The 19,635-nt window shown below is 61.5% G+C and carries 17 protein-coding genes; 12 read left to right on the top strand and 5 right to left on the bottom strand.

What is annotated here, in order from left to right; all coding sequences use genetic code 11:
- Window positions 1–22: 22 nt before the first annotated feature.
- From AC4PS6_RS09245 to AC4PS6_RS09235, 3 genes are all read left to right on the top strand, one after another.
- Window positions 23–688, top strand: coding sequence for a fumarylacetoacetate hydrolase family protein (locus AC4PS6_RS09245; protein ID WP_014720371.1), 666 nt, complete (start codon window positions 23–25; stop codon window positions 686–688).
- A gap of 246 nt (window positions 689–934) precedes the next feature.
- The gene (locus tag AC4PS6_RS09240) at window positions 935–1,858 is read left to right on the top strand and encodes an SdiA-regulated domain-containing protein (RefSeq protein WP_336826828.1); all 924 of its coding nucleotides are present in this window, start codon (window positions 935–937) and stop codon (window positions 1,856–1,858) included.
- Between the two features lie 121 nt (window positions 1,859–1,979).
- On the top strand, window positions 1,980–2,888 hold the full coding sequence (locus tag AC4PS6_RS09235) for an SdiA-regulated domain-containing protein (RefSeq protein ID WP_034134008.1): 909 nt from the start codon (window positions 1,980–1,982) through the stop codon (window positions 2,886–2,888).
- Here AC4PS6_RS09235 and AC4PS6_RS09230 read toward each other — a convergent pair whose 3' ends face one another.
- Both AC4PS6_RS09230 and rpiA read right to left on the bottom strand, forming a co-directional pair.
- The gene (locus AC4PS6_RS09230; protein ID WP_014720368.1) at window positions 2,889–4,835 is read right to left on the bottom strand and encodes an autotransporter domain-containing protein; all 1,947 of its coding nucleotides are present in this window, start codon (window positions 4,833–4,835) and stop codon (window positions 2,889–2,891) included.
- Window positions 4,836–5,168: 333 nt separating this feature from the next.
- Complete coding sequence (rpiA, locus tag AC4PS6_RS09225; RefSeq protein WP_003195201.1) at window positions 5,169–5,840, bottom strand: ribose-5-phosphate isomerase RpiA; 672 nt, start codon at window positions 5,838–5,840, stop codon at window positions 5,169–5,171.
- Between the two features lie 138 nt (window positions 5,841–5,978).
- Between rpiA and ilvA the strand changes: the two genes are divergently transcribed.
- Both ilvA and AC4PS6_RS09215 read left to right on the top strand, forming a co-directional pair.
- Window positions 5,979–7,493 carry a threonine ammonia-lyase, biosynthetic gene (ilvA, locus tag AC4PS6_RS09220; protein WP_020301835.1) on the top strand — a complete coding sequence of 505 codons (1,515 nt, stop codon included), beginning with the start codon at window positions 5,979–5,981 and terminating at the stop codon, window positions 7,491–7,493.
- A gap of 40 nt (window positions 7,494–7,533) precedes the next feature.
- Window positions 7,534–7,947, top strand: a complete 414-nt coding sequence (locus AC4PS6_RS09215; protein ID WP_014720366.1) for a DUF2269 family protein — start codon at window positions 7,534–7,536, stop codon at window positions 7,945–7,947.
- Window positions 7,948–8,041: 94 nt separating this feature from the next.
- On the opposite strand, the gene AC4PS6_RS09210 is transcribed toward AC4PS6_RS09215, so the two are convergent.
- On the bottom strand, window positions 8,042–8,698 hold the full coding sequence (locus AC4PS6_RS09210; protein WP_103452184.1) for a histidinol-phosphatase: 657 nt from the start codon (window positions 8,696–8,698) through the stop codon (window positions 8,042–8,044).
- A 143-nt stretch (window positions 8,699–8,841) separates the two neighbouring features.
- Between AC4PS6_RS09210 and AC4PS6_RS09205 the strand changes: the two genes are divergently transcribed.
- Together AC4PS6_RS09205 and ptsP are read left to right on the top strand one after the other, a co-directional pair.
- Window positions 8,842–9,321 carry an RNA pyrophosphohydrolase gene (locus AC4PS6_RS09205; protein ID WP_003176750.1) on the top strand — a complete coding sequence of 160 codons (480 nt, stop codon included), beginning with the start codon at window positions 8,842–8,844 and terminating at the stop codon, window positions 9,319–9,321.
- A gap of 22 nt (window positions 9,322–9,343) precedes the next feature.
- The gene (ptsP, locus tag AC4PS6_RS09200) at window positions 9,344–11,623 is read left to right on the top strand and encodes a phosphoenolpyruvate--protein phosphotransferase (RefSeq protein ID WP_014720364.1); all 2,280 of its coding nucleotides are present in this window, start codon (window positions 9,344–9,346) and stop codon (window positions 11,621–11,623) included.
- Window positions 11,624–11,853: 230 nt separating this feature from the next.
- Here the strand turns inward: ptsP and AC4PS6_RS09195 are convergent, their stop codons facing one another.
- Complete coding sequence (locus AC4PS6_RS09195; protein WP_020301837.1) at window positions 11,854–12,600, bottom strand: NRDE family protein; 747 nt, start codon at window positions 12,598–12,600, stop codon at window positions 11,854–11,856.
- A 216-nt stretch (window positions 12,601–12,816) separates the two neighbouring features.
- Here AC4PS6_RS09195 and lgt point away from each other — a divergent pair, with 216 nt between their 5' ends.
- The gene (lgt, locus tag AC4PS6_RS09190; protein ID WP_003195189.1) at window positions 12,817–13,629 is read left to right on the top strand and encodes a prolipoprotein diacylglyceryl transferase; all 813 of its coding nucleotides are present in this window, start codon (window positions 12,817–12,819) and stop codon (window positions 13,627–13,629) included.
- A gap of 51 nt (window positions 13,630–13,680) precedes the next feature.
- Complete coding sequence (locus tag AC4PS6_RS09185; RefSeq protein ID WP_014720362.1) at window positions 13,681–14,514, top strand: thymidylate synthase; 834 nt, start codon at window positions 13,681–13,683, stop codon at window positions 14,512–14,514.
- Window positions 14,515–14,644: 130 nt separating this feature from the next.
- Here AC4PS6_RS09185 and cadR read toward each other — a convergent pair whose 3' ends face one another.
- Entirely contained in the window at window positions 14,645–15,085 is a 441-nt protein-coding gene (cadR, locus tag AC4PS6_RS09180; RefSeq protein WP_003195185.1) for a Cd(II)/Pb(II)-responsive transcriptional regulator, read from the bottom strand.
- Between the two features lie 85 nt (window positions 15,086–15,170).
- On the opposite strand from cadR, the gene AC4PS6_RS09175 reads away from it, so the two are divergent.
- The 3 genes from AC4PS6_RS09175 (at window position 15,171) to AC4PS6_RS09165 (ending at window position 19,634) form a co-directional block, all read left to right on the top strand.
- Window positions 15,171–17,477 (top strand): heavy metal translocating P-type ATPase, encoded by a 2,307-nt coding sequence (locus AC4PS6_RS09175; protein WP_069868819.1) that lies wholly within the window; start codon window positions 15,171–15,173, stop codon window positions 17,475–17,477.
- Window positions 17,478–17,493: 16 nt separating this feature from the next.
- Window positions 17,494–18,357, top strand: a complete 864-nt coding sequence (locus tag AC4PS6_RS09170; RefSeq protein WP_014720360.1) for a LysR family transcriptional regulator — start codon at window positions 17,494–17,496, stop codon at window positions 18,355–18,357.
- A 212-nt stretch (window positions 18,358–18,569) separates the two neighbouring features.
- The gene (locus AC4PS6_RS09165) at window positions 18,570–19,634 is read left to right on the top strand and encodes a putative 2-aminoethylphosphonate ABC transporter ATP-binding protein (RefSeq protein ID WP_003195180.1); all 1,065 of its coding nucleotides are present in this window, start codon (window positions 18,570–18,572) and stop codon (window positions 19,632–19,634) included.
- Window position 19,635 lies beyond the last annotated feature (1 nt).

The following is a 19,635-nucleotide window of genomic DNA, read 5'->3' as shown; positions in this document are numbered from 1 at the left end:
TCGCACCTGAAGGAGTCGTTCCATGAGCTACCAGCACAAGTATGTCGACGGCACCAACATCCACTTCCCGGTGGGTAAAGTGGTGTGCATCGGGCGTAACTACGCCGAACACGCCAAGGAACTGGACAACCCGGTACCCACCGAGCCGCTGCTGTTCATCAAGCCGGGCAGCTGCGTGGTGCCGTTGGAAGGTGGCTTTGCCATTCCGACCGAGCGTGGTTCGGTGCACTACGAAGCGGAAATCGCCGTATTGATCGGCAAGCCTTTGTCCGCCAAGCCTAGCCGGGAAGAAGTGCTGGACGCCATCTCCGGCTTCGCTCCGGCCCTGGACCTGACCCTGCGCGACAAACAGGCCGAGCTCAAAGCCAAGGGCTTGCCGTGGGAAATCGCCAAGTCTTTCGATGGCGCGGCGGTGATTGCCCCCTTCGTGGTCAGCAGTACCTTTGCGGACGTGACCGATATCGGCATTCGCCTGAGCATCAACGGCGAATTGCGCCAGGACGGCAACAGCGCGCAGATGCTTAACCCGATTGTGCCGATGATTCAGTACATGGCGGGTTGCTTCTCCCTCCAAGCGGGCGACGTGATCCTGACCGGCACCCCGGCGGGCGTTGGCCCGTTGAATGTGGGGGATGAAGTGGTGTTGGAGCTGGCGGGTGTCAATCGCTTCGAAAGCGTTGTGCGCTAAATCACTGCCAAACTGCGATCAAACTGTGGGAGCGGGCTTGCCCGCGATGGCGGTGTGACAGTCACTGAATAGTTGACTGAACGCCCTTAATCGCGGGCAAGCCCGCTCCACAGTTGTTTGTGTACATCTGCAGGATCCAGCGTTTTGCATTTTTTTCACACACTATCCGGATAATTCCCTGCTCTTGCGCGCGGGTCCTTGAATCCTGTGCTATCCCCTACAGCTGACTTTCCGGAAAAGCGCTCAATGGTCGTGCCTCTGCCCACTTCGAAAACCTCGCTTCGCTCTCGCTTGTCCATGCGCTGGTATTCCTGGGTATTTTTGGCTGGTGCCATTTTGTATGGCATCGCCTGGGCCATGCACTGGGATGATCGCGGCCTGCTGTGGGTGCTGGAGCGTTTCGAGAGTTCGGCCGAACGCCGGGAAAGTGTGTGGCTGCCGGACTATCACGCGGTGATCGACGCCAAGTTGCTGCCCGGTATGGAGAAGGACGAGGCATCAGACCTGTCGTATAACCCGCAGACCAAAACCCTGTTTTCAGTGATGGGCAAGAATCCCTTCCTGGTCGAACTGAGCCTGCAAGGCGATGTGTTGCGCAAAATGCCGCTCAACGGTTGGAACAATCCGGAAGGCGTGGCAGTGATGGAAAACGGCTTGATGGCGGTGGTCGATGAACGCGATCACAGCCTGACCGTGGTCAAGGTCGACGCCGGCACTACGGCGCTGAACAAGGCCGATTTCCCCAGTTATGACCTGGGCCCGTCCAAAGACCAGAACAAAGCCTTTGAAGCCGTCACCTGGGACAAGCGTAACCAGCAACTGGTGCTGGGCGAAGAGCGCCCGCCGGCCTTGTTCACCTGGAAAAGCGATGGCAACACGCTGACCGGCGACAAGCAGAAACTGGCCAGCACCGAACTGGATGTGCGTAACCTCTCGGCTTTATCCATCGACCCACGTACCGGGCATTTGCTGGTGCTGTCGGCCGATTCCCACCTGCTGCTGGAACTGGATGAAACGGGCGAGCAAGTCAGCTTCATGACCTTGCTTGGCGGCTTCAATGGCCTGAAAGGCACGATCCCCCGTGCCGAAGGCGTGACCATGGACGAGAGCGGCAACCTGTACATGGTCAGTGAACCAAACCTGTTCTATCGCTTTGAAAAGCAGAAATAACTGACGAATTACGTCAGACTTTTCTTTATAAACGGCATTCGCCAGACAGTCCGGTGCGTTTAAGTTTAAATTCAGGTGACCTTGATATCTATTCGCCAGTTTTTTCTCTGAGCCCGCCCCGATGCGTCGACTTGCCCGCCCTAAACCTGCTGTTTTTATCTTGCTATTGCTCGCCTTGGTCGCTGCCGGGCTGGTGGCACAGCAGTTCCGTCTGTTCGAACGCGCCTGGTTCAACTGGCGGGTGTGGTACCAGCCTGCGGATGAGCGCGCCATTGGCCTGGCGGACTACCGTGTCACCCTCGAAGGCCAAGTGATCGAAGGGCTCGACGACGATGTCTCGGCCCTGACCTACGACCCCGTGCGCAAAAGCCTGTTTACCGTCACCAATAAAAACGCCGAACTGGTCGAGTTGTCGCTGGAGGGCAAGATCCTGCGGCGCATTCCCCTGGTGGGCTTTGGCGATGCCGAAGCGGTGGAATTTATCAGCGACAACATCTACGTCATCAGCGATGAGCGCCAGCAGCGCTTGATCAAAGTGCATGTGGACGAAGACACCAAGTTCCTCGACGCCGCCGATGCGGAGCAAATGACCCTGGGCGTGCACGTCGGCGGCAACAAGGGCTTTGAAGGGTTGGCCTACGACTCGGTGGGCAAGCGCTTGTTCGTGGCCAAGGAACGCGACCCCATGCTGATCTACGAGGTGCACGGGTTTCCCCATTTCAAGCCGGAAAAAACCTATTCGGTACATGTGATCAACAACCCCAAGCGCGATGCCGGCCTGTTTGTGCGCGATCTGTCGAGCCTGCAATACGACGAGCGCAGTGGCCATCTGTTGGCGCTGTCGGATGAGTCGTTCCTGGTCTTGGAGCTGGATATTGATGGTCGCCCTCTAAGCAGTCTGTCGTTGCTTAAAGGGCGCCATGGCCTGAGCAAGCGCGTGCCCCAGGCCGAAGGGATCGCCATGGATGACGACGGCACGCTGTACATGGTCAGCGAGCCCAACCTGTTTTACGTGTTCAAGAAACCCTGATCAGAACATCCATTGCACACCCAGCGAATAACCGGTCTGGCTGCCTTCAGCATGCCCGAGGCGGCCATTGACCTCGGCAAACACGCCCAACTGTGGGGTGATCGCCAGTTGGCTGCCCAGTTGTGCGCGAGCGAAGCTCTTATCCACTGAGCCCAGCCTGGCGGTGCGGGCCTGGCCATCGGCGCGTGCGGTGAGTTGCAGGTCGTCCAGGCGGCCGTCGGCCAATTCCTTGACCCAGGCGATGTCGCCGTAGGGCATCAGGTTCAGGCCATAGGGCAGGGCAACAGCGCCGCGCACGCGCCAGCCGAGGCTGGCTTCCAGGGAGTCGAAAGACTGCTCTTCGTACTCCAGGGCCGTGCGCAGGTTCTGCTTTTCGTGGAACTTGTCGATGCGGTAATGGCTGTAGTCCAGGCCGGCGAACGGCCCGCTCTTGATCGCGCCAAAGTCAAAGTCATAGCCACCCAGCACCCGTGCGCCCAACGCCAGGGCATCGGTATCGCCCGTCAGTTGCTGGTTGAGCAGGATCGGCCCGCCATTGGCCTGGATGACCAGGTTGCGCTTGGAGTCGAAGCGCGTGTGGCCCACGCTCAGGTCACCGGCCAGCCAGCGTGGCCCGCCATCGTTGAGCAGTGCATAGACGGCTGCCTGCCAGGTGTCGCTGTCGAGCTTGCCGCGATGCTCCAGTTTGTCGCGCCCATTGAGGTAGCTGAGGCTGGCGCCGATATTCAGGCTTGAAGTCAGTTGATAGTCGCCGAGGGCATGCAGGCCCACGCGCCGGGCTTCGGGGTTGGGGGCCGTGTCGAAGCCGCTGTCCGGGTTGTATTCGCCGTCCACGCCGATCTCGCCATCGAAGCTGCCGACCCCGCGGCTGCCCGCTTGCAGGGTCAGCCAACGGCGATCATGCAGGCGCACCAGGGCCTGATGCTGGCGCTGCAGGTTGTCTTGCATATTGCGCGCAACGGCACCGCCAGAAGCGGTCGAGGCCATCAGGTCGGCGTTGGTCAGTTCCAGCACCAGGCGGCTGAGCAGGCGTGAATAGTCGCGCAGGCGCTGGTCGATGCGCGCCTGGCCGAATGCATCGGTCAGCACGGCTTTGTTGTCTTCGTTCGGGTCGTGCCAGGTCGAGCCGCCGGGGATTTTCGGGTTGTCGGTCTGGGTGTAGCCGTCCAGGTCGCCCAGTTCCCAGTTGGTGGCCTCTATATAAAGGATCGGGATATTCAGCGGTTCAAACGCTTCACCATCGCTGCAGCAGCCGGTGCCCTTCGGGTACTGCGGGTCCAGGCCGGGGTTGCTGAATAAGGGGATGTTCAATTCCCTGGCGATCTGGAAGGTGTGCTCGCGCAAGGAGGCCAAGGCCGGGTTGGCGGTGCTGTTCTGGCCGGCGTGGGCGTACATCATGTCGCCGGTGATCAGGCTGTCGAGGTTGATCATCGCGAGCATGTTGGCGCGCTGGCTGGTGTTGAGTGAGTCGACAAAGGCACGGGAGCCGCGCAGGCCTTCTTCTTCGGCGCCGAAGCCCACTACCTGCAGGCCATTTTCCAGTGACAAGCCGCTGAGGTTCTTCGCCACCTCGGTCAGCACGCTGGCGCCGGAACCGTTGTCATCCAGGCCTTGCAGGGTCGGGCGGCCGAAGTAAGTGTCGAAATGCGCGCCAATCACCACGTACTGGGCCTTGGTACCAGCGGCAGAGGCCACCACGTTTTGCGAAGCCCGGCTGCCGTTGTTCCAGGTGAAGTCCTGACGGCTGATGCTATAGGCCGTGCCCATCTGGCTCTGCATCCAGTCGGCTGCCCCGGCAAAATTTGCCGTGCCGCGATATCGGCCAGGGTAGTCGTTGATCAGTTTTTCCAGGGTGGTGTTGGCGTGCTGGCCGTAATCGTAGGCCTGGGTAGGCGTGGACAGCAGGGCACCGGCAACGCTGATGGCGAAGGCTAGAGGCTTTATCACAAGGTCTTCCTTGAGGTGATGGGAATGTGCAAGCCCAGACCCTTTGCACAATGCGCGCCTCATTCCATGGGCGGCTGCGAATTGGCGCATTGTTAAACGCGTGGGTCGCGTGGCTGTAATTTGTAACGGATTGGATACCAGGCGGGGCAGGGGGTGCCGTGACAGAGCGCACGGTTTTGGCGAGGAGTGCTGCGAAAAGTAGCGTTTTTGTTACATCGCTCTAGAGTCGAGCGCAAACACATGTGGGAGCTGGCTTGCCTGCGATGGCATCGCCTCGGTATTCATTGATACACCGAGTCGTCTGCATCGCGGGCAAGCCCGGCTCCCACAGGGTCAGGCCTTGAGGGTTTTCACGCCTTCCGGGGTACCCAGCAGCAATACATCCGCCGGGCGCGCCGCGAACAGGCCGTTGGTGACCACACCCACAATGGCGTTGATCTGCGTCTCAAGCTCCACCGGGTTGGTGATCTGCATATTGAACACGTCGAGGATGATGTTGCCGTTGTCGGTCAACACACCTTCGCGGTACACCGGGTCGCCGCCCAGTTTCACCAGCTCGCGGGCCACATGGCTGCGGGCCATGGGGATGACTTCCACCGGCAGTGGGAACGTGCCCAGCACGGGTACCAGTTTGCTCGCGTCGGCGATGCAAATGAAGGTCTTGGCCACGGCCGCGACAATCTTCTCGCGGGTCAGGGCCGCGCCGCCGCCTTTGATCAGGTTCAGGTGCTCGTCGCTTTCATCGGCGCCGTCGACGTAGAACTCCAGGTCGCTCACGGTGTTGAGCTCGTACACCGGAATGCCATGGCCCTTGAGACGGGCGGCGGTGGCTTCGGAACTGGCCACGGCGCCGTCGAACGCGCCCTTGTGCTGGGCCAGTGCGTCGATGAAGCAGTTGGCGGTGGAACCGGTGCCGACACCGACGATGCTCTTGTCGTCGAGCTTAGGAAGGATTAAATCGACAGCGGCCTGGGCCACTGCCTGTTTGAGTTGATCCTGGGTCATGCGGGCTCCGGAACGGGCGGGGAATTAACGAGGGCGGCGAGTATAACCCAACAAAACCTCGGGATTCGTGTGGTCGCCCGGCCAAACGCTGGGTTAGACTCCTTGGCCCTGCCCAACCCGTGAAGTAGATGCCTGCCGATGCTTGAACACTACGTCAAAAAAATCCTCACCTCGCGTGTTTACGACATCGCCGTGGAAACCCCCTTGCAGACTGCCCGCCAGCTCTCCGAGCGGCTGGGTAACAAGATTTGGCTCAAGCGCGAAGACTTGCAGCCGGTGTTCTCGTTCAAGATTCGCGGCGCCTACAACAAGCTGACCCAGCTCAGTGCCGAAGAACGTGCACGCGGCGTCGTCACCGCGTCGGCCGGCAACCATGCCCAGGGCCTGGCCCTGGCGGCCAAGGTGCTGGGGGTCAAGGCCACCATCGTGATGCCCAAGACCACCCCGGAGATCAAGGTCGAAGGCGTGCGCTCCCGTGGCGGCAAAGTGGTGCTGCACGGTGATTCCTTCCCGGAAGCCCTGGCCTACTCGCTCAAGCTGGTCGACGAAAAAGGCTACGTGTACATCCACCCCTACGATGATCCGCACACCATTGCCGGGCAGGGCACCGTGGCGATGGAAATCCTGCGCCAGCACCCCGGGCCTCTGGACGCGATTTTCGTACCGGTGGGCGGCGGCGGTCTGATCGCCGGGATTGCGGCGTACGTGAAATACCTGCGCCCGGAGATCAAGATCATCGGCGTGGAGCCGGACGATTCCAACTGCCTGCAAGCCGCCATGGCGGCGGGCGAGCGCGTGGTATTGCCGACCGTCGGCCTCTTTGCCGACGGCGTGGCAGTGGCGCAGATCGGCCAGCACACCTTCGACATCTGCAAGGACTATGTGGATGAAGTGATCACCGTCAGCACCGATGAAATCTGTGCGGCGATCAAGGACATCTACGACGACACTCGCTCCATCACCGAGCCGGCCGGCGCGCTGGGCGTGGCCGGGATCAAAAAATACGTCGAGACCCGCGGTGTCAGCGGCCAGACCTTTGTCGCCATCGACTCGGGCGCCAACGTCAACTTCGACCGTTTGCGCCATGTGGCCGAGCGCGCCGAACTGGGTGAAGGCCGTGAGGCTATCATCGCCGTGACCATCCCCGAGCGGCCGGGCAGCTTCAAGGCCTTCTGCGAAGCGGTGGGCAAGCGCCAGATCACCGAATTCAATTACCGCTACCACTCCGGCAGCGAAGCGCACATTTTCGTCGGCGTGCAGACCCACCCGGAGAACGACCCGCGCAGCGCGTTGGTGGCCAGCCTGACCAGCCAGGGTTTCCCGGTGCTGGACCTCACCGAGAACGAACTGGCCAAGTTGCACATTCGCCATATGGTCGGTGGGCATGCGGCCAAAGTCAGCGACGAGTTGGTGTTTCGCTTCGAATTCCCGGAGCGGCCGGGGGCGTTGTTCAACTTCCTCAACAAACTCGGCGGGCGCTGGAATATCTCGATGTTCCACTACCGCAACCACGGCGCGGCTGACGGCCGAGTGGTGGCGGGCTTGCAAGTGCCGGCGGACGAGCGCCATCTGGTGCCTGCCGCGCTGGCGCAAATCGGTTACCCGTACTGGGATGAAAGCGAAAACCCGGCTTACCAGCTGTTCCTCGGTTGAGCGACTACGCTGACTGAGCGGCCTATAAGGAATAGAGACCATGGAAACGCTGACCACCCTCAAGGTGATCCACATCACCGCCACCGTATTGCTGCTGCTCAGCGGCCTGGGCCTGGCGGTATTGGCGTGGCGTAAACGCAGCGCCGGCCCGGCCGCGACCGTGCAGCGCCCCTGGGCATTTGTATGGCTGCTGATGGGGATTTGCCTGGTGAGCATGCCCTTCACCGGCTGGTGGCTGGTGCACCTGCTCGGCTGGCCATTGGGGCAAACCTGGATCTTGGGCTCCAGCATCCTCTACACCGTGGCGGCGCTGGCCTGGTTCTGGCTGGTGGCGCGGCTCAATCGGCTGCGCAAGGGCGAGGGCGGGAGCCTGAATTTCACCCTGGTGCTGGCGGTGGTCAGCCTGGTGGGGTTTGTGGCGATTGCCGGGCTTATGGGCGCCAAGCCGGTTTAAAGCGTTAGACCGCGTCGCGTTCATCGCAGGCAAGCCAGCTCCCACAGGGGAATGCATTCCAAATGTGGGAGCTGGCTTGCCTGCGATAGCGTCATCAGCTGCGCAGTGTAATCACCGGCCAACCACGCTTTTCAGCCTCGGCGCGCAAATTCTGATCCGGATCCACTGCCACCGGGTGCGTTACCTGCTCCAGCAACGGCAAATCATTCATCGAATCGCTGTAGAAGTAGCTGTCTTCCAGGCTATGCCCGGTTTCTTCCAACCAGCGGTTCAAACGCGTCACCTTGCCTTCACGAAAGCACGGCACATCGGTGCTGCGCCCGGTATAGCGGCCATTCACCATTTCGCACTCGGTGGCGATCAGGGTCTCGACGCCCAGGCGGGCGGCAATCGGCGCGGTGACGAAGCGGTTGGTGGCGGTGATGATCACCAGCTTGTCACCGGCGGCGCGGTGCCTGGCCAGCAGTTCAACGGCCTTGGGGAGCATGATGGGCTCGATGCAGTCGCGCATGTAGTCGTTGTGCCACGCGTCCAGCTGGGCCATCTCGGTGCGGCCGAGGATTTCCAGGCAGAAGTTCAAGTAGGCGGCGTTATCCAGCCGGCCGGCCAGGTAGTCCTGGTAGAACTCGTCGTTGCGGGCCTTGTAGGCTACCGCGTCGAGAATTCCGCGTTCACACAGGTAATCGCCCCAGGCGTGATCGCTGTCACCGCCCAGAAGGGTATTGTCCAAGTCGAATAAAGCCAGGCGCATTGCAGTTACTCGCTGAAAAGTCTGTAAAAAGGCGTCCAGAATACGGTCTTTTCACAAGAGTGCACATAAGGTAAGAAGCCTCGTTGCCGCTGGAACAACCTTTGTGGAACAATGCGGCGACATGCGTTTGCGAGGTTGTTGCCGTGATCGACCCCGATGGTTTCCGTCCTAATGTCGGCATTATTCTGACGAATGATGCCGGACAGGTGCTATGGGCTCGCCGAATCAACCAAGATGCCTGGCAGTTTCCTCAAGGTGGAATCAACCCCGACGAAACCCCTGAAGACGCCTTGTACCGTGAGTTGAACGAAGAAGTCGGCCTTGAGCGCGAAGATGTACAAATTCTGGCCTGTACCCGTGGCTGGTTGCGCTATCGTTTGCCGCAACGCCTGGTGCGTACCCACAGCCAACCGCTGTGCATCGGCCAGAAGCAGAAATGGTTTCTTTTGCGCCTGATCTCCAACGAGCAGCGGGTGCGGATGGATTTGACCGGTAAACCGGAGTTCGATGGCTGGCGCTGGGTCAGCTATTGGTATCCGTTGGGCCAGGTGGTGACATTCAAGCGCGAGGTTTATCGTCGCGCTCTCAAAGAGCTTGCCCCGCGCCTTTTAGCGCGCGACTGACGACGGAGTTCGACCCCGAGCCATGCTCAATACGCTGCGCAAGATCGTCCAGGAAGTTAACTCCGCCAAGGATCTCAAGGCGGCGTTGGGGATTATTGTGTTGCGCGTCAAGGAAGCCATGGGCAGCCAGGTCTGCTCGGTTTACCTGCTGGACCCCGAGACCAACCGTTTTGTGCTGATGGCCACGGAGGGCTTGAACAAGCGCTCCATCGGCAAGGTCAGCATGGCGCCCAATGAAGGTCTGGTGGGCCTGGTGGGGACGCGTGAAGAACCCCTGAACCTCGAGAACGCGGCCGATCACCCGCGTTATCGCTACTTTGCCGAAACCGGCGAAGAGCGCTACGCCTCGTTCCTTGGTGCGCCGATCATTCACCACCGCCGCGTTGTCGGCGTATTGGTTATCCAGCAAAAAGAGCGTCGCCAGTTCGACGAAGGCGAAGAAGCCTTCCTGGTGACCATGAGCGCGCAACTGGCCGGGGTTATCGCCCACGCCGAAGCGACCGGCTCGATTCGCGGCCTGGGGCGCCAGGGCAAGGGTATCCAGGAAGCCAAGTTCGTCGGCGTACCGGGTTCGCCAGGCGCTGCGGTGGGTACCGCGGTGGTCATGCTGCCGCCAGCCGACCTCGATGTGGTGCCGGACAAGACCGTCAGTGACATCGACGCCGAAATCAAACTGTTCAAGACCGCCCTGGAAGGCGTGCGCGCCGACATGCGCAACCTGTCGACCAAGCTGGCCACCCAGCTGCGCCCCGAAGAGCGTGCGCTGTTCGACGTGTACCAGATGATGCTCGACGACGCGTCCCTGGGTAACGAAGTCAAGACTGTGATCAAGACCGGCCAGTGGGCCCAGGGCGCGTTACGCCAGGTGGTCACCGATCACGTCAACCGTTTCGAAATGATGGACGACGCCTACCTGCGCGAGCGCGCGTCGGATGTACGCGACCTGGGGCGACGTCTGTTGGCGTACCTGCAGGAAGACCGCAGCACCAACATGGTCTTCCCCGATAACACCATCCTGGTCAGTGAAGAGTTGACCGCCACCCAGCTTGGCGAAGTGCCTGAAGGCAAGCTGGTGGGCTTGGTTTCGGTATTGGGTTCGGGTAACTCCCACGTGGCGATCCTGGCCCGGGCCATGGGTATCCCGACGGTGATGGGCCTGGTGGACCTGCCGTACTCCAAGGTCGACGGCATCGACATGATCGTCGATGGGCATCGCGGCGAAGTGTTCACCAACCCCAGCGACGTGCTGCGCAAGCAATACGCCGAGGTGGTGGAAGAAGAGAAGCAACTGGCCCAGGGCCTGGATTCGCTGCGCGAGCTGCCGTGTGTGACCCCCGATGGCCACCGGGTACCGCTGCTGGTCAACACTGGCCTGCTTGCGGATGTAGCCCGTGCGCAACAGCGCGGCGCCGAAGGGGTGGGGCTGTACCGCACCGAAGTGCCGTTCATGATCAACCAGCGTTTCCCGAGCGAGAAGGAGCAGCTGGCGATTTATCGCGAGCAATTGCAAGCCTTCCACCCGTTACCGGTGACGATGCGCAGCCTGGATATTGGCGGCGACAAGTCACTGTCCTATTTCCCCATCAAGGAAGACAACCCCTTCCTTGGCTGGCGCGGTATTCGCGTTACCCTCGACCATCCCGAAATCTTCCTCGTCCAGACCCGCGCCATGCTCAAGGCCAGCGAGGGCTTGAACAACCTGCGCATCCTGCTGCCGATGATCTCCGGCACCCATGAGCTGGAAGAAGCCCTGCACCTGATCCACCGCGCCTGGGGCGAAGTGCGCGACGAAGGCGCCGATGTGCCGATGCCGCCGATTGGCGTGATGATCGAAATCCCGGCGGCGGTGTACCAGGCCAAGGAACTGGCGCGGCAGGTGGACTTCCTGTCGGTAGGCTCCAACGACCTGACCCAGTACCTGCTGGCGGTGGACCGTAACAACCCACGGGTGGCCGACCTCTACGACTACCTGCACCCGGCGGTGCTGCAAGCGTTGCAACACGTGGTGCGCGACGCCCATGCCGAAGGTAAACCGGTGAGTATCTGCGGCGAAATGGCCGGCGACCCGGCGGCGGCGGTGCTGTTGATGGCGATGGGCTTTGACAGCCTGTCGATGAACGCCACCAACTTGCCGAAAGTGAAGTGGATGCTGCGCCAGGTGGAATTGAGCAGGGCCAAGGATTTGCTCGCCGAGTTGATGACCATCGACAACCCGCAAGTTATCCACAGCTCGCTGCAATTGGCGCTGAAAAACCTGGGGTTGACCCGGATGATCAACCCGGCCTCGGCCAAAACCCTGTAGGAGCGAGCTTCTAGCAGATCGTTCCTGCGCTCTGCGTGGGAAGGCAGCCCTGGACGCTCCGCGTCGGCTTTTAGAGCGTGACGCAGAGCGTCACAAGAGGCGTTCCCACGCAGAGCGTGGGAACGATCAAAGACCGAGGCGCCTTCATCGCAGGCAAGCCAGCTCCCACCTGTGGAATGCATTCCCCTGTGGGAGCTGGCTTGCCTGCGATAGCGGTGGTCCAAGCAGCGCTAAAACATCAGGTCCACCTCACCCAGCCGCCCCCCGTGCGGGCCAAAGCTGCGCTCCAGCATCCGCCGCGTCCCATCGGCATTCACGATCAGCGCTGTGCTCGCCCGTGTCCCATAACTGGGGCTGGCGATAAACACGCTCGACAGCAGGCTTTCGGTCGCCAGGCCTACGCCGGTGTCCGGCAGCTCAGCAAACGGCGCGGTCTGCGGGTCGCTGAGAATCCCCAGCAGTGCCTCAGGCTCGGGGTTCTCCAGCACGGCGCTGAACGCTGCTTTGGCCTTCACTAGCTTCGGCCAGGGCGTATCCAGCCCGGCATTGGATAATCCATACACCCCAGCCTTCAGCAACGTCGGCTCGGTGTCATTGGCGTTGTAGTGCCACAGCTCATCCTGCGTGCCCACCAGCAGGTTGAACCCGGCATATTCAATCGAGCGGCCGTTCACATCGGCCAAATAATCGTCGATCGGCAGCGAACCGCTGAGAAACCGCGCAACCAGTTCGCCGCGAGACTTGCGTGCCGGTGGCTGGTGCGGGTCGCGGATGTTGGTCAAGGCGGCAAAGCGCCCATCCGCGTTCACCCCCAGCCAGGTGCCCCCGGCCTCCTGATCGCGACCGGCATAGACCTGGGGCGCATCCGCCCACTGGGCCAGCGGCAGGCTGGGGCGGGCGTAGAACTCATCGCGGTTGGCCGCAACGATCAGCGGTTGGGCATGGCCCGGTCGCCAGGCGAAAACAATCAGGCACATTGGGTGACCCCTTTTGTGTTTTTGCCACTCTACCCACAGACGCGCCGGTGTTCCATCGTCTCGAAGTTGGGCCGTGCACCTCTGATCCGTTAACATGCCGGGCTATTTGGCGTGTATGTGAACTTCTTAATTTGATCTCGCCGCTGTAACGCAGGCTTAATCGCACATCGGCATGGTCCGGTGCGTCATGACTAAATGTTTTAACGAGGAGTCGCAATGCTGCCTTACCCGCAGATCGACCCGGTGGCCCTGGCCATCGGTCCGCTGAAAATCCATTGGTACGGGTTGATGTACCTGATCGGCATCGGCGGTGCCTGGCTGCTGGCTTCCCGGCGCCTGAACCGCTTCGACCCGACCTGGACCAAGGAGAAGCTCTCCGACATGGTGTTCTGGATGTCGATGGGGGTGATCGTCGGCGGGCGCCTGGGGTATGTGCTGTTCTACGACCTGTCTGCGTATCTCGCCAACCCGACCCTGATCTTCGAAGTGTGGAAGGGCGGCATGGCGTTCCACGGCGGGTTTATCGGCGTGATGATCGCCGCCTGGTGGTTTGGCCGGCGCAATGGCAAGTCGTTCTTCCAACTGATGGACTTCGTCGCCCCCTTCGTGCCGATCGGCCTGGGTGCTGGGCGCATTGGTAACTTTATCAACGCCGAGCTGTGGGGCAAGCCGACCGACGTGCCGTGGGCGATGGTGTTCCCGCCGTTCAGCGACCCGGCGCAACTGCCGCGCCACCCGTCGCAGCTGTACCAGTTCGCATTGGAAGGTGTGGCGCTGTTCCTTATTCTCTATATCTTCTCGCGCAAGCCACGCCCAACCATGGCCGTGTCGGGCATGTTCGCGCTGTTCTACGGGATTTTCCGCTTTATCGTCGAATTCGTACGGGTACCGGATGCGCAGTTGGGCTACCTGGCATGGGGCTGGCTGACCATGGGTCAGGTGCTTAGCTTGCCAATGATCCTGGCGGGCCTGGGCATGCTGTGGTGGGCGTACAATCGCCCGCAGCCGCTGAAGAACGCCGCGCTTTAAATTCGAATGCCAAGACCAGGAGGTCTTGGCTTCAACGATACGGGTAAAAACATGAAGCAATATCTCGAACTGCTGCAGGACGTCGTGACCAATGGCCTGACCAAGGGCGACCGCACGGGCACCGGCACCAAGGCTGTGTTTGCGCGTCAGTATCGGCATAACCTGGCCGACGGCTTCCCGCTGCTGACCACCAAGAAGCTGCACTTCAAAAGCATCGCCAACGAACTGATCTGGATGTTGAGCGGCAACACCAACATCAAGTGGCTCAACGAAAATGGCGTGAAGATCTGGGATGAGTGGGCCACCGAAGACGGCGACCTGGGTCCCGTGTACGGCGAGCAGTGGACCGCCTGGCCGACCAAGGACGGCGGCACGATCAACCAGATCGACTACATGGTGCACACGCTCAAGACCAACCCCAACAGCCGCCGCATCCTGTTCCACGGCTGGAACGTCGAATACCTGCCGGACGAAACCCAGAGCCCGCAGGAAAACGCGCGTAACGGCAAGCAAGCCCTGCCGCCGTGCCATTTGCTGTACCAGGCGTTCGTGCATGACGGCCATCTGTCGATGCAACTGTATATCCGCAGCTCCGACGTATTCCTGGGGCTGCCGTACAACACTGCCGCGCTGGCGTTGCTGACCCACATGCTGGCTCAGCAGTGCGACCTGATCCCCCACGAGATCATCGTCACCACGGGCGACACCCACGCCTACAGCAACCACATGGAACAGATCCAGACCCAGTTGGCGCGTACGCCGAAAAAACTGCCGGAACTGGTGATCAAGCGTAAGCCTGCGTCGATCTACGACTACAAGTTCGAAGATTTTGAGATTGTGGGCTACGACGCCGACCCAAGCATCAAGGCCGACGTGGCTATCTAGAGCCTGTTGCGGTCAGAAACTGTGGGAGCTGGCTTGCCTGCGATAGTGGAGTGTCAGGCGACATCAATGTCGCGGGCCCGCCGCTATCGCAGGCAAGCCAGCTCCCACATGGGTTTGGTGTTCGCTTGAGTTAATGGCCGTGGCTTCTGCCCACATGCGAAGGCTCGGCCTCGCTGGCCGCAATCCCGCCGCTGACTTCCAACTGCTGCAAGATCCCGCACTGGTTCCCACCGCCGCAACGTTGGCGCAGGTCCAGCAGTTGTTCCTGCAAGGCCAACAACCCGTCGATCCGCGCTTTCACATGGTGGATATGCTCGTCGATCAAGGCATTCACGCTTTCGCATTGGTCCTGGGGGCTGTCGCGCAGACCCAGCAGGCTGCGGATTTCTTCGAGGGTCATGTCCAGGCTGCGGCAGTTGCGAATAAAGGTCAGCCGCTCGGTGTGCGCCTGGGTGTACACGCGGTAGTTGCCGTCGGTGCGTGCCGGGGGCGGCAGCAGGTTTTCCTTCTCGTAATAACGGATGGTTTCCACCGGGCAATCGGTGAGTTTGGCCAGTTCGCCGATCTTCATCGCAGCAATCTCCAAATGGGCGCTTGACCCTATAGTGGCTATAGGGTCTTTACTTGGCAACAGGCACCTTTACGGACGCGACCTGATGAGCCACTCCATTCATACCCCGCACAAGCACGACCACAAGCATGATCACGATCACGATCACGATCACGATCACGATCACGGTCATGATCACAAACATGACCATGGGCCCGCCAAACTCACGCCTGTGGATAACCACGGCCATTCCGGCTCCTGCTGCTCCGGCGCTGCCGGGCCTGCCATCGTGACCCTGAGTGAGGCGCCCACCGCCGGCTCGCGCCTGAGCACCTTCCGTATCGAGGCCATGGACTGCCCTACCGAGCAGACGCTGATCCAGAACAAGCTGGGCAAGCTCGCTGGCGTGCAGCAACTGGAATTCAACCTGATCAACCGCATCCTCGGCGTCACCCATGACCTGCCGAACACCGCGCCGATCATTGAGGCAATCAAGTCCATCGGCATGCAGGCCGACCCTATCGAAGAAGGCAGCCCCGCTGCCGCGCCGCCCGCCAAGAAACATTGGTGGCCGCTGGCGGTGTCGGGCGTGGGTGCCCTGGGGGCCGAGGTGCTGCACTTCACCGGTGTGGCGCCCACCTGGGTAATCGCGCTGGTGGCGTTGGTGTCGATTCTCAGCGGCGGCCTTACCACCTACAAGAAGGGCTGGATTGCCCTGAAGAACTTCAACCTCAATATCAATGCCTTGATGAGCATCGCGGTGACGGGCGCGATCCTGATTGGCCAGTGGCCCGAAGCGGCGATGGTGATGTTCCTGTTCACCGTGGCCGAGTTGATCGAGGCCAAGTCCCTGGACCGTGCGCGCAACGCCATCAGCGGCCTGATGCAGATGACTCCGGAACAGGCCACGGTGCGCCAGGCTGACGGTTCCTGGCTGGAACAGGAGGTCAAAAGCATTGATCTTGGGGCGATTGTGCGGGTAAAGCCTGGCGAGCGCATCGGGCTCGACGGGGAAGTCACGGCCGGCCAGTCCACCATCGACCAGGCACCGATCACCGGGGAAAGCCTGCCGATAGAAAAAACCGTGGGCGATAAAGTGTTTGCCGGCACCATCAACCAGGCCGGCGCCCTGGAGTACAAGGTCACCGCCGCGGCCAACAACTCCACGCTGGCGCGGATCATTCACGCCGTGGAACAGGCCCAAGGGGCACGGGCGCCAACCCAGCGCTTTGTTGACAGTTTCTCCAAGGTCTACACCCCGGCTGTCTTCCTGTTTGCCCTCGGTGTGGCGGTGATTCCGCCGCTGTTCATGGCGGGCGTGTGGTTTGACTGGATCTACCGCGCCCTCGTGCTGCTGGTGGTGGCCTGCCCTTGTGCCTTGGTGATCTCCACCCCGGTGACCATTGTCAGCGGCCTGGCGGCAGCGGCGCGCAAAGGCATCCTGATCAAGGGCGGCGTGTACCTGGAGGGCGGCTACAAGCTCGACTACCTGGCTCTCGACAAGACCGGCACCATCACCCACGGCAAACCGGTGCAAACCGACTACCTGCCGCTGTTCCCGAACATCGAAGACAGCGCGCCGGCCCTGGCGGCCAGCTTGGCATCGCGCTCCGATCACCCGGTGTCCCTGGCGATTGCCAACGCAGCTGTGGATAAAAACCTGTCGACTCACGCTGTGGATAACTTCGAGGCCCTGGCCGGGCGCGGTGTGCGGGGTGATATCAACGGCCAGACCTATCACCTGGGTAACCACCGCCTGGTGGAAGACCTGGGCTTGTGCTCAGAGGCGTTGGAAGAAAAACTCTTCGCCCTGGAAAAACAAGGCAAGTCCGTGGTGTTGCTGTTGGACAAGTCTGGCCCGCTGGCGCTGTTTGCCGTGGCCGACACGGTCAAGGAGAGCAGCCGCGAAGCCATTCAGCAGTTGCACGACTTGGGCATCAAGACCCTGATGCTCACCGGCGACAACACCCACACTGCCAAGGCCATTGCGGCCCAGGTGGGTATCGACCAGGCCCAGGGCGACCTGTTGCCCACCGACAAACTGCAAGCCATCGAAACCCTCTACGGCCAGGGCCGTCGGGTGGGCATGGTCGGTGACGGTATCAACGACGCCCCGGCCCTGGCCCGTGCCGAGATCGGCTTCGCCATGGCGGCGGCGGGCACCGACACCGCTATCGAGACCGCCGACGTGGCGCTGATGGACGATGATTTGCGCAAGATTCCGGCTTTCATTCGGTTGTCGCGGCAAACGTCGAGTATCCTCAAGCAGAACATCGCCCTGGCGCTGGTGATCAAGGCGATCTTCCTGGCCGTCACGTTCATGGGCATGGCGACCATGTGGATGGCGGTCTTCGCCGACATGGGCGTGAGCCTGCTGGTGGTGTTCAATGGCCTGCGCCTGGTGCGCAAATAGCGGATGAGAGGGTGGTGTGCTGAGTGCTGAGTTAAAGGCGTTTTTCATGGTCGCCCGCCTGGGCAGCATTACCCAGGCGGCGAAGAAACTCGGCTTGAGCCAGCCCACGGTGACCACCCAGATTCGCAACCTCGAAGGCCACTACGGCGTCGAGTTGTTCTACCGTGGCGGCCGCCGCCTCACCGTCAGCGACGAGGGCGCGCGGCTGTTGCCGATGGTCAAGGCGCTGTTGCAGCAGGAAGCGGATATCGAGTTTTTCCTGCGCAACAACGGCCAGGTCCAGGGTGCGCTGAGAATTGCAGCAACGGCGCCGTATTACATCCTCGATCTGGTCAAAGCCTTTCGCGAGCGCCTGCCCCAGGTGGACGTGTCGGTGGAAATCGGCAATTCCCAACAGGTGCTTGAGGCGTTGGACGATTACCGCGTCGATGTCGCGGCCTCATCGCAATTGCTGGAAGATGCCCGTCTGATCCGCCGCGTGCTGGGCACGGACCCGCTGGTGCTGGCGGTGCACCGCAATCACCCGTTGGCCAAGCTCGATCACGTACCGTTGAGCGCGCTTATCGGGCACACGTTGCTGATGCGTGAAGCGGGCTCCACCACCCGCCGGCTGACGGAAGAGATGTTGAAGAACGCCGGCGTGGGGTACGGGCCGTTGCTGGAGATTGGCAGCCGTGAGTCGATTCGCGAGGCGGTGCTGCGCAACATCGGCATCAGCATCATCGCCCGCCAGGAAGTGCCCCATGACCCGCAGTTGCGCGTGCTGACCATCGAGAATGCACCGCAGATTCCGGAGTATCTGTATTGCCTCAAGGAGCGCAAAGGTGCGCGCCTGCCGGCGGCTTTCCTTGGCCTGGCCCAGGAAATGTCACCCCTCTGATCGTTCCCACGCTCCGCGTGGGAACGCCGCCCAGGACGCTCCGCGTCCGTGACGCGGAGCGTCACTAGAGACATTCCCACGCAGAGCGTGGGAACGATCATGAGTCCTACACAAATCCACCAATACCACTATCACCCCGTTTTGCCTTCCTGCCACACCAGCTACGCATTCCCTCCCTAGCATGGCCTTCATCCGTTCGATGAGGTGCCACCATGCACACAGCCCTGACCCAACCCGGCGCACCGATGAAAGTGCGCGCAATCCAGAAACGCTTTGGCGCCTTCACCGCGCTGGACAACGTCTCCCTGGACGTCGCCGCCGGCGAGCTGGTGTGCCTGCTGGGCCCGTCCGGCTGTGGCAAGACCACGCTGCTGCGCTGCATCGCCGGCCTGGAGCGCCAGGACAGCGGTGAGCTTTACCTGGGCGAGCGGGACGTGTCCCTGCTGCCACCCCAGGCGCGGGACTACGGCATCCTGTTCCAGTCCTATGCGTTGTTTCCCAACCTCAGCGTTGAAGCGAACATCGGCTACGGCCTTACGGGCAGCGGCCGCGATGAAGTGCGCAAGCGGGTCGCGCAGATGCTTGAGCTGGTGGGTCTGGTGGGCAGCGAAAAGAAGTACCCCGGCCAACTCTCCGGCGGCCAGCAACAGCGCGTCGCCCTGGCCCGCGCACTGGCGCCGGCGCCGTCGTTATTGCTGTTGGATGAGCCGATGTCGGCCCTCGATGCCCGCGTGCGCGAGCACCTGTGCACCGAACTGCGCCAACTGCAGCGGCGCCTGGGCATCACCACCTTGATGGTGACCCACAACCAGGACGAAGCCATGTTGATGGCCGACCGTATCGCCGTGATGAACAACGGCAAGGTCGAGCAGTACGCCACGCCCCAGGAAATCTACGACCGCCCGGCCACGCCGTTCGTGGCGGAGTTTGTCGGCCAGGGCAACTGGTTGCCGTTCAGCCGTAACAGCGCCAGCCATGCCCAGGTGGGTGGGTTGAACATGCGCCTGGCTGAGGACGCGGGTGTCGCCCAATCGGGCCGCTTGTTCTGCCGCCCGGAAGCGATCTGCGTCAACCCACCGGTGCATGAAGAAAACCTGTTCCCGGCCAAGGTTCGCGAGATCACCTTCCTCGGCAACCGCTGCCGCATGAGCTTTGAGCTGGAGCAGTTGCCAGGCCATCCGTTGCTGGCTGAACTGGCGCCGGAAGCCATGCCGCGCCTGGGTGCACAGGATATCTGGGTGGCGTTGCCGCCGCGCAGCCTGCAGGTGTTTGCCTGAG

Source organism: Pseudomonas sp. DW-iso17 (genome assembly GCF_058725345.1).
Note: the sequence above shows the minus strand (reverse complement) of the source record. Positions and strands in the feature narration are given on the sequence as shown.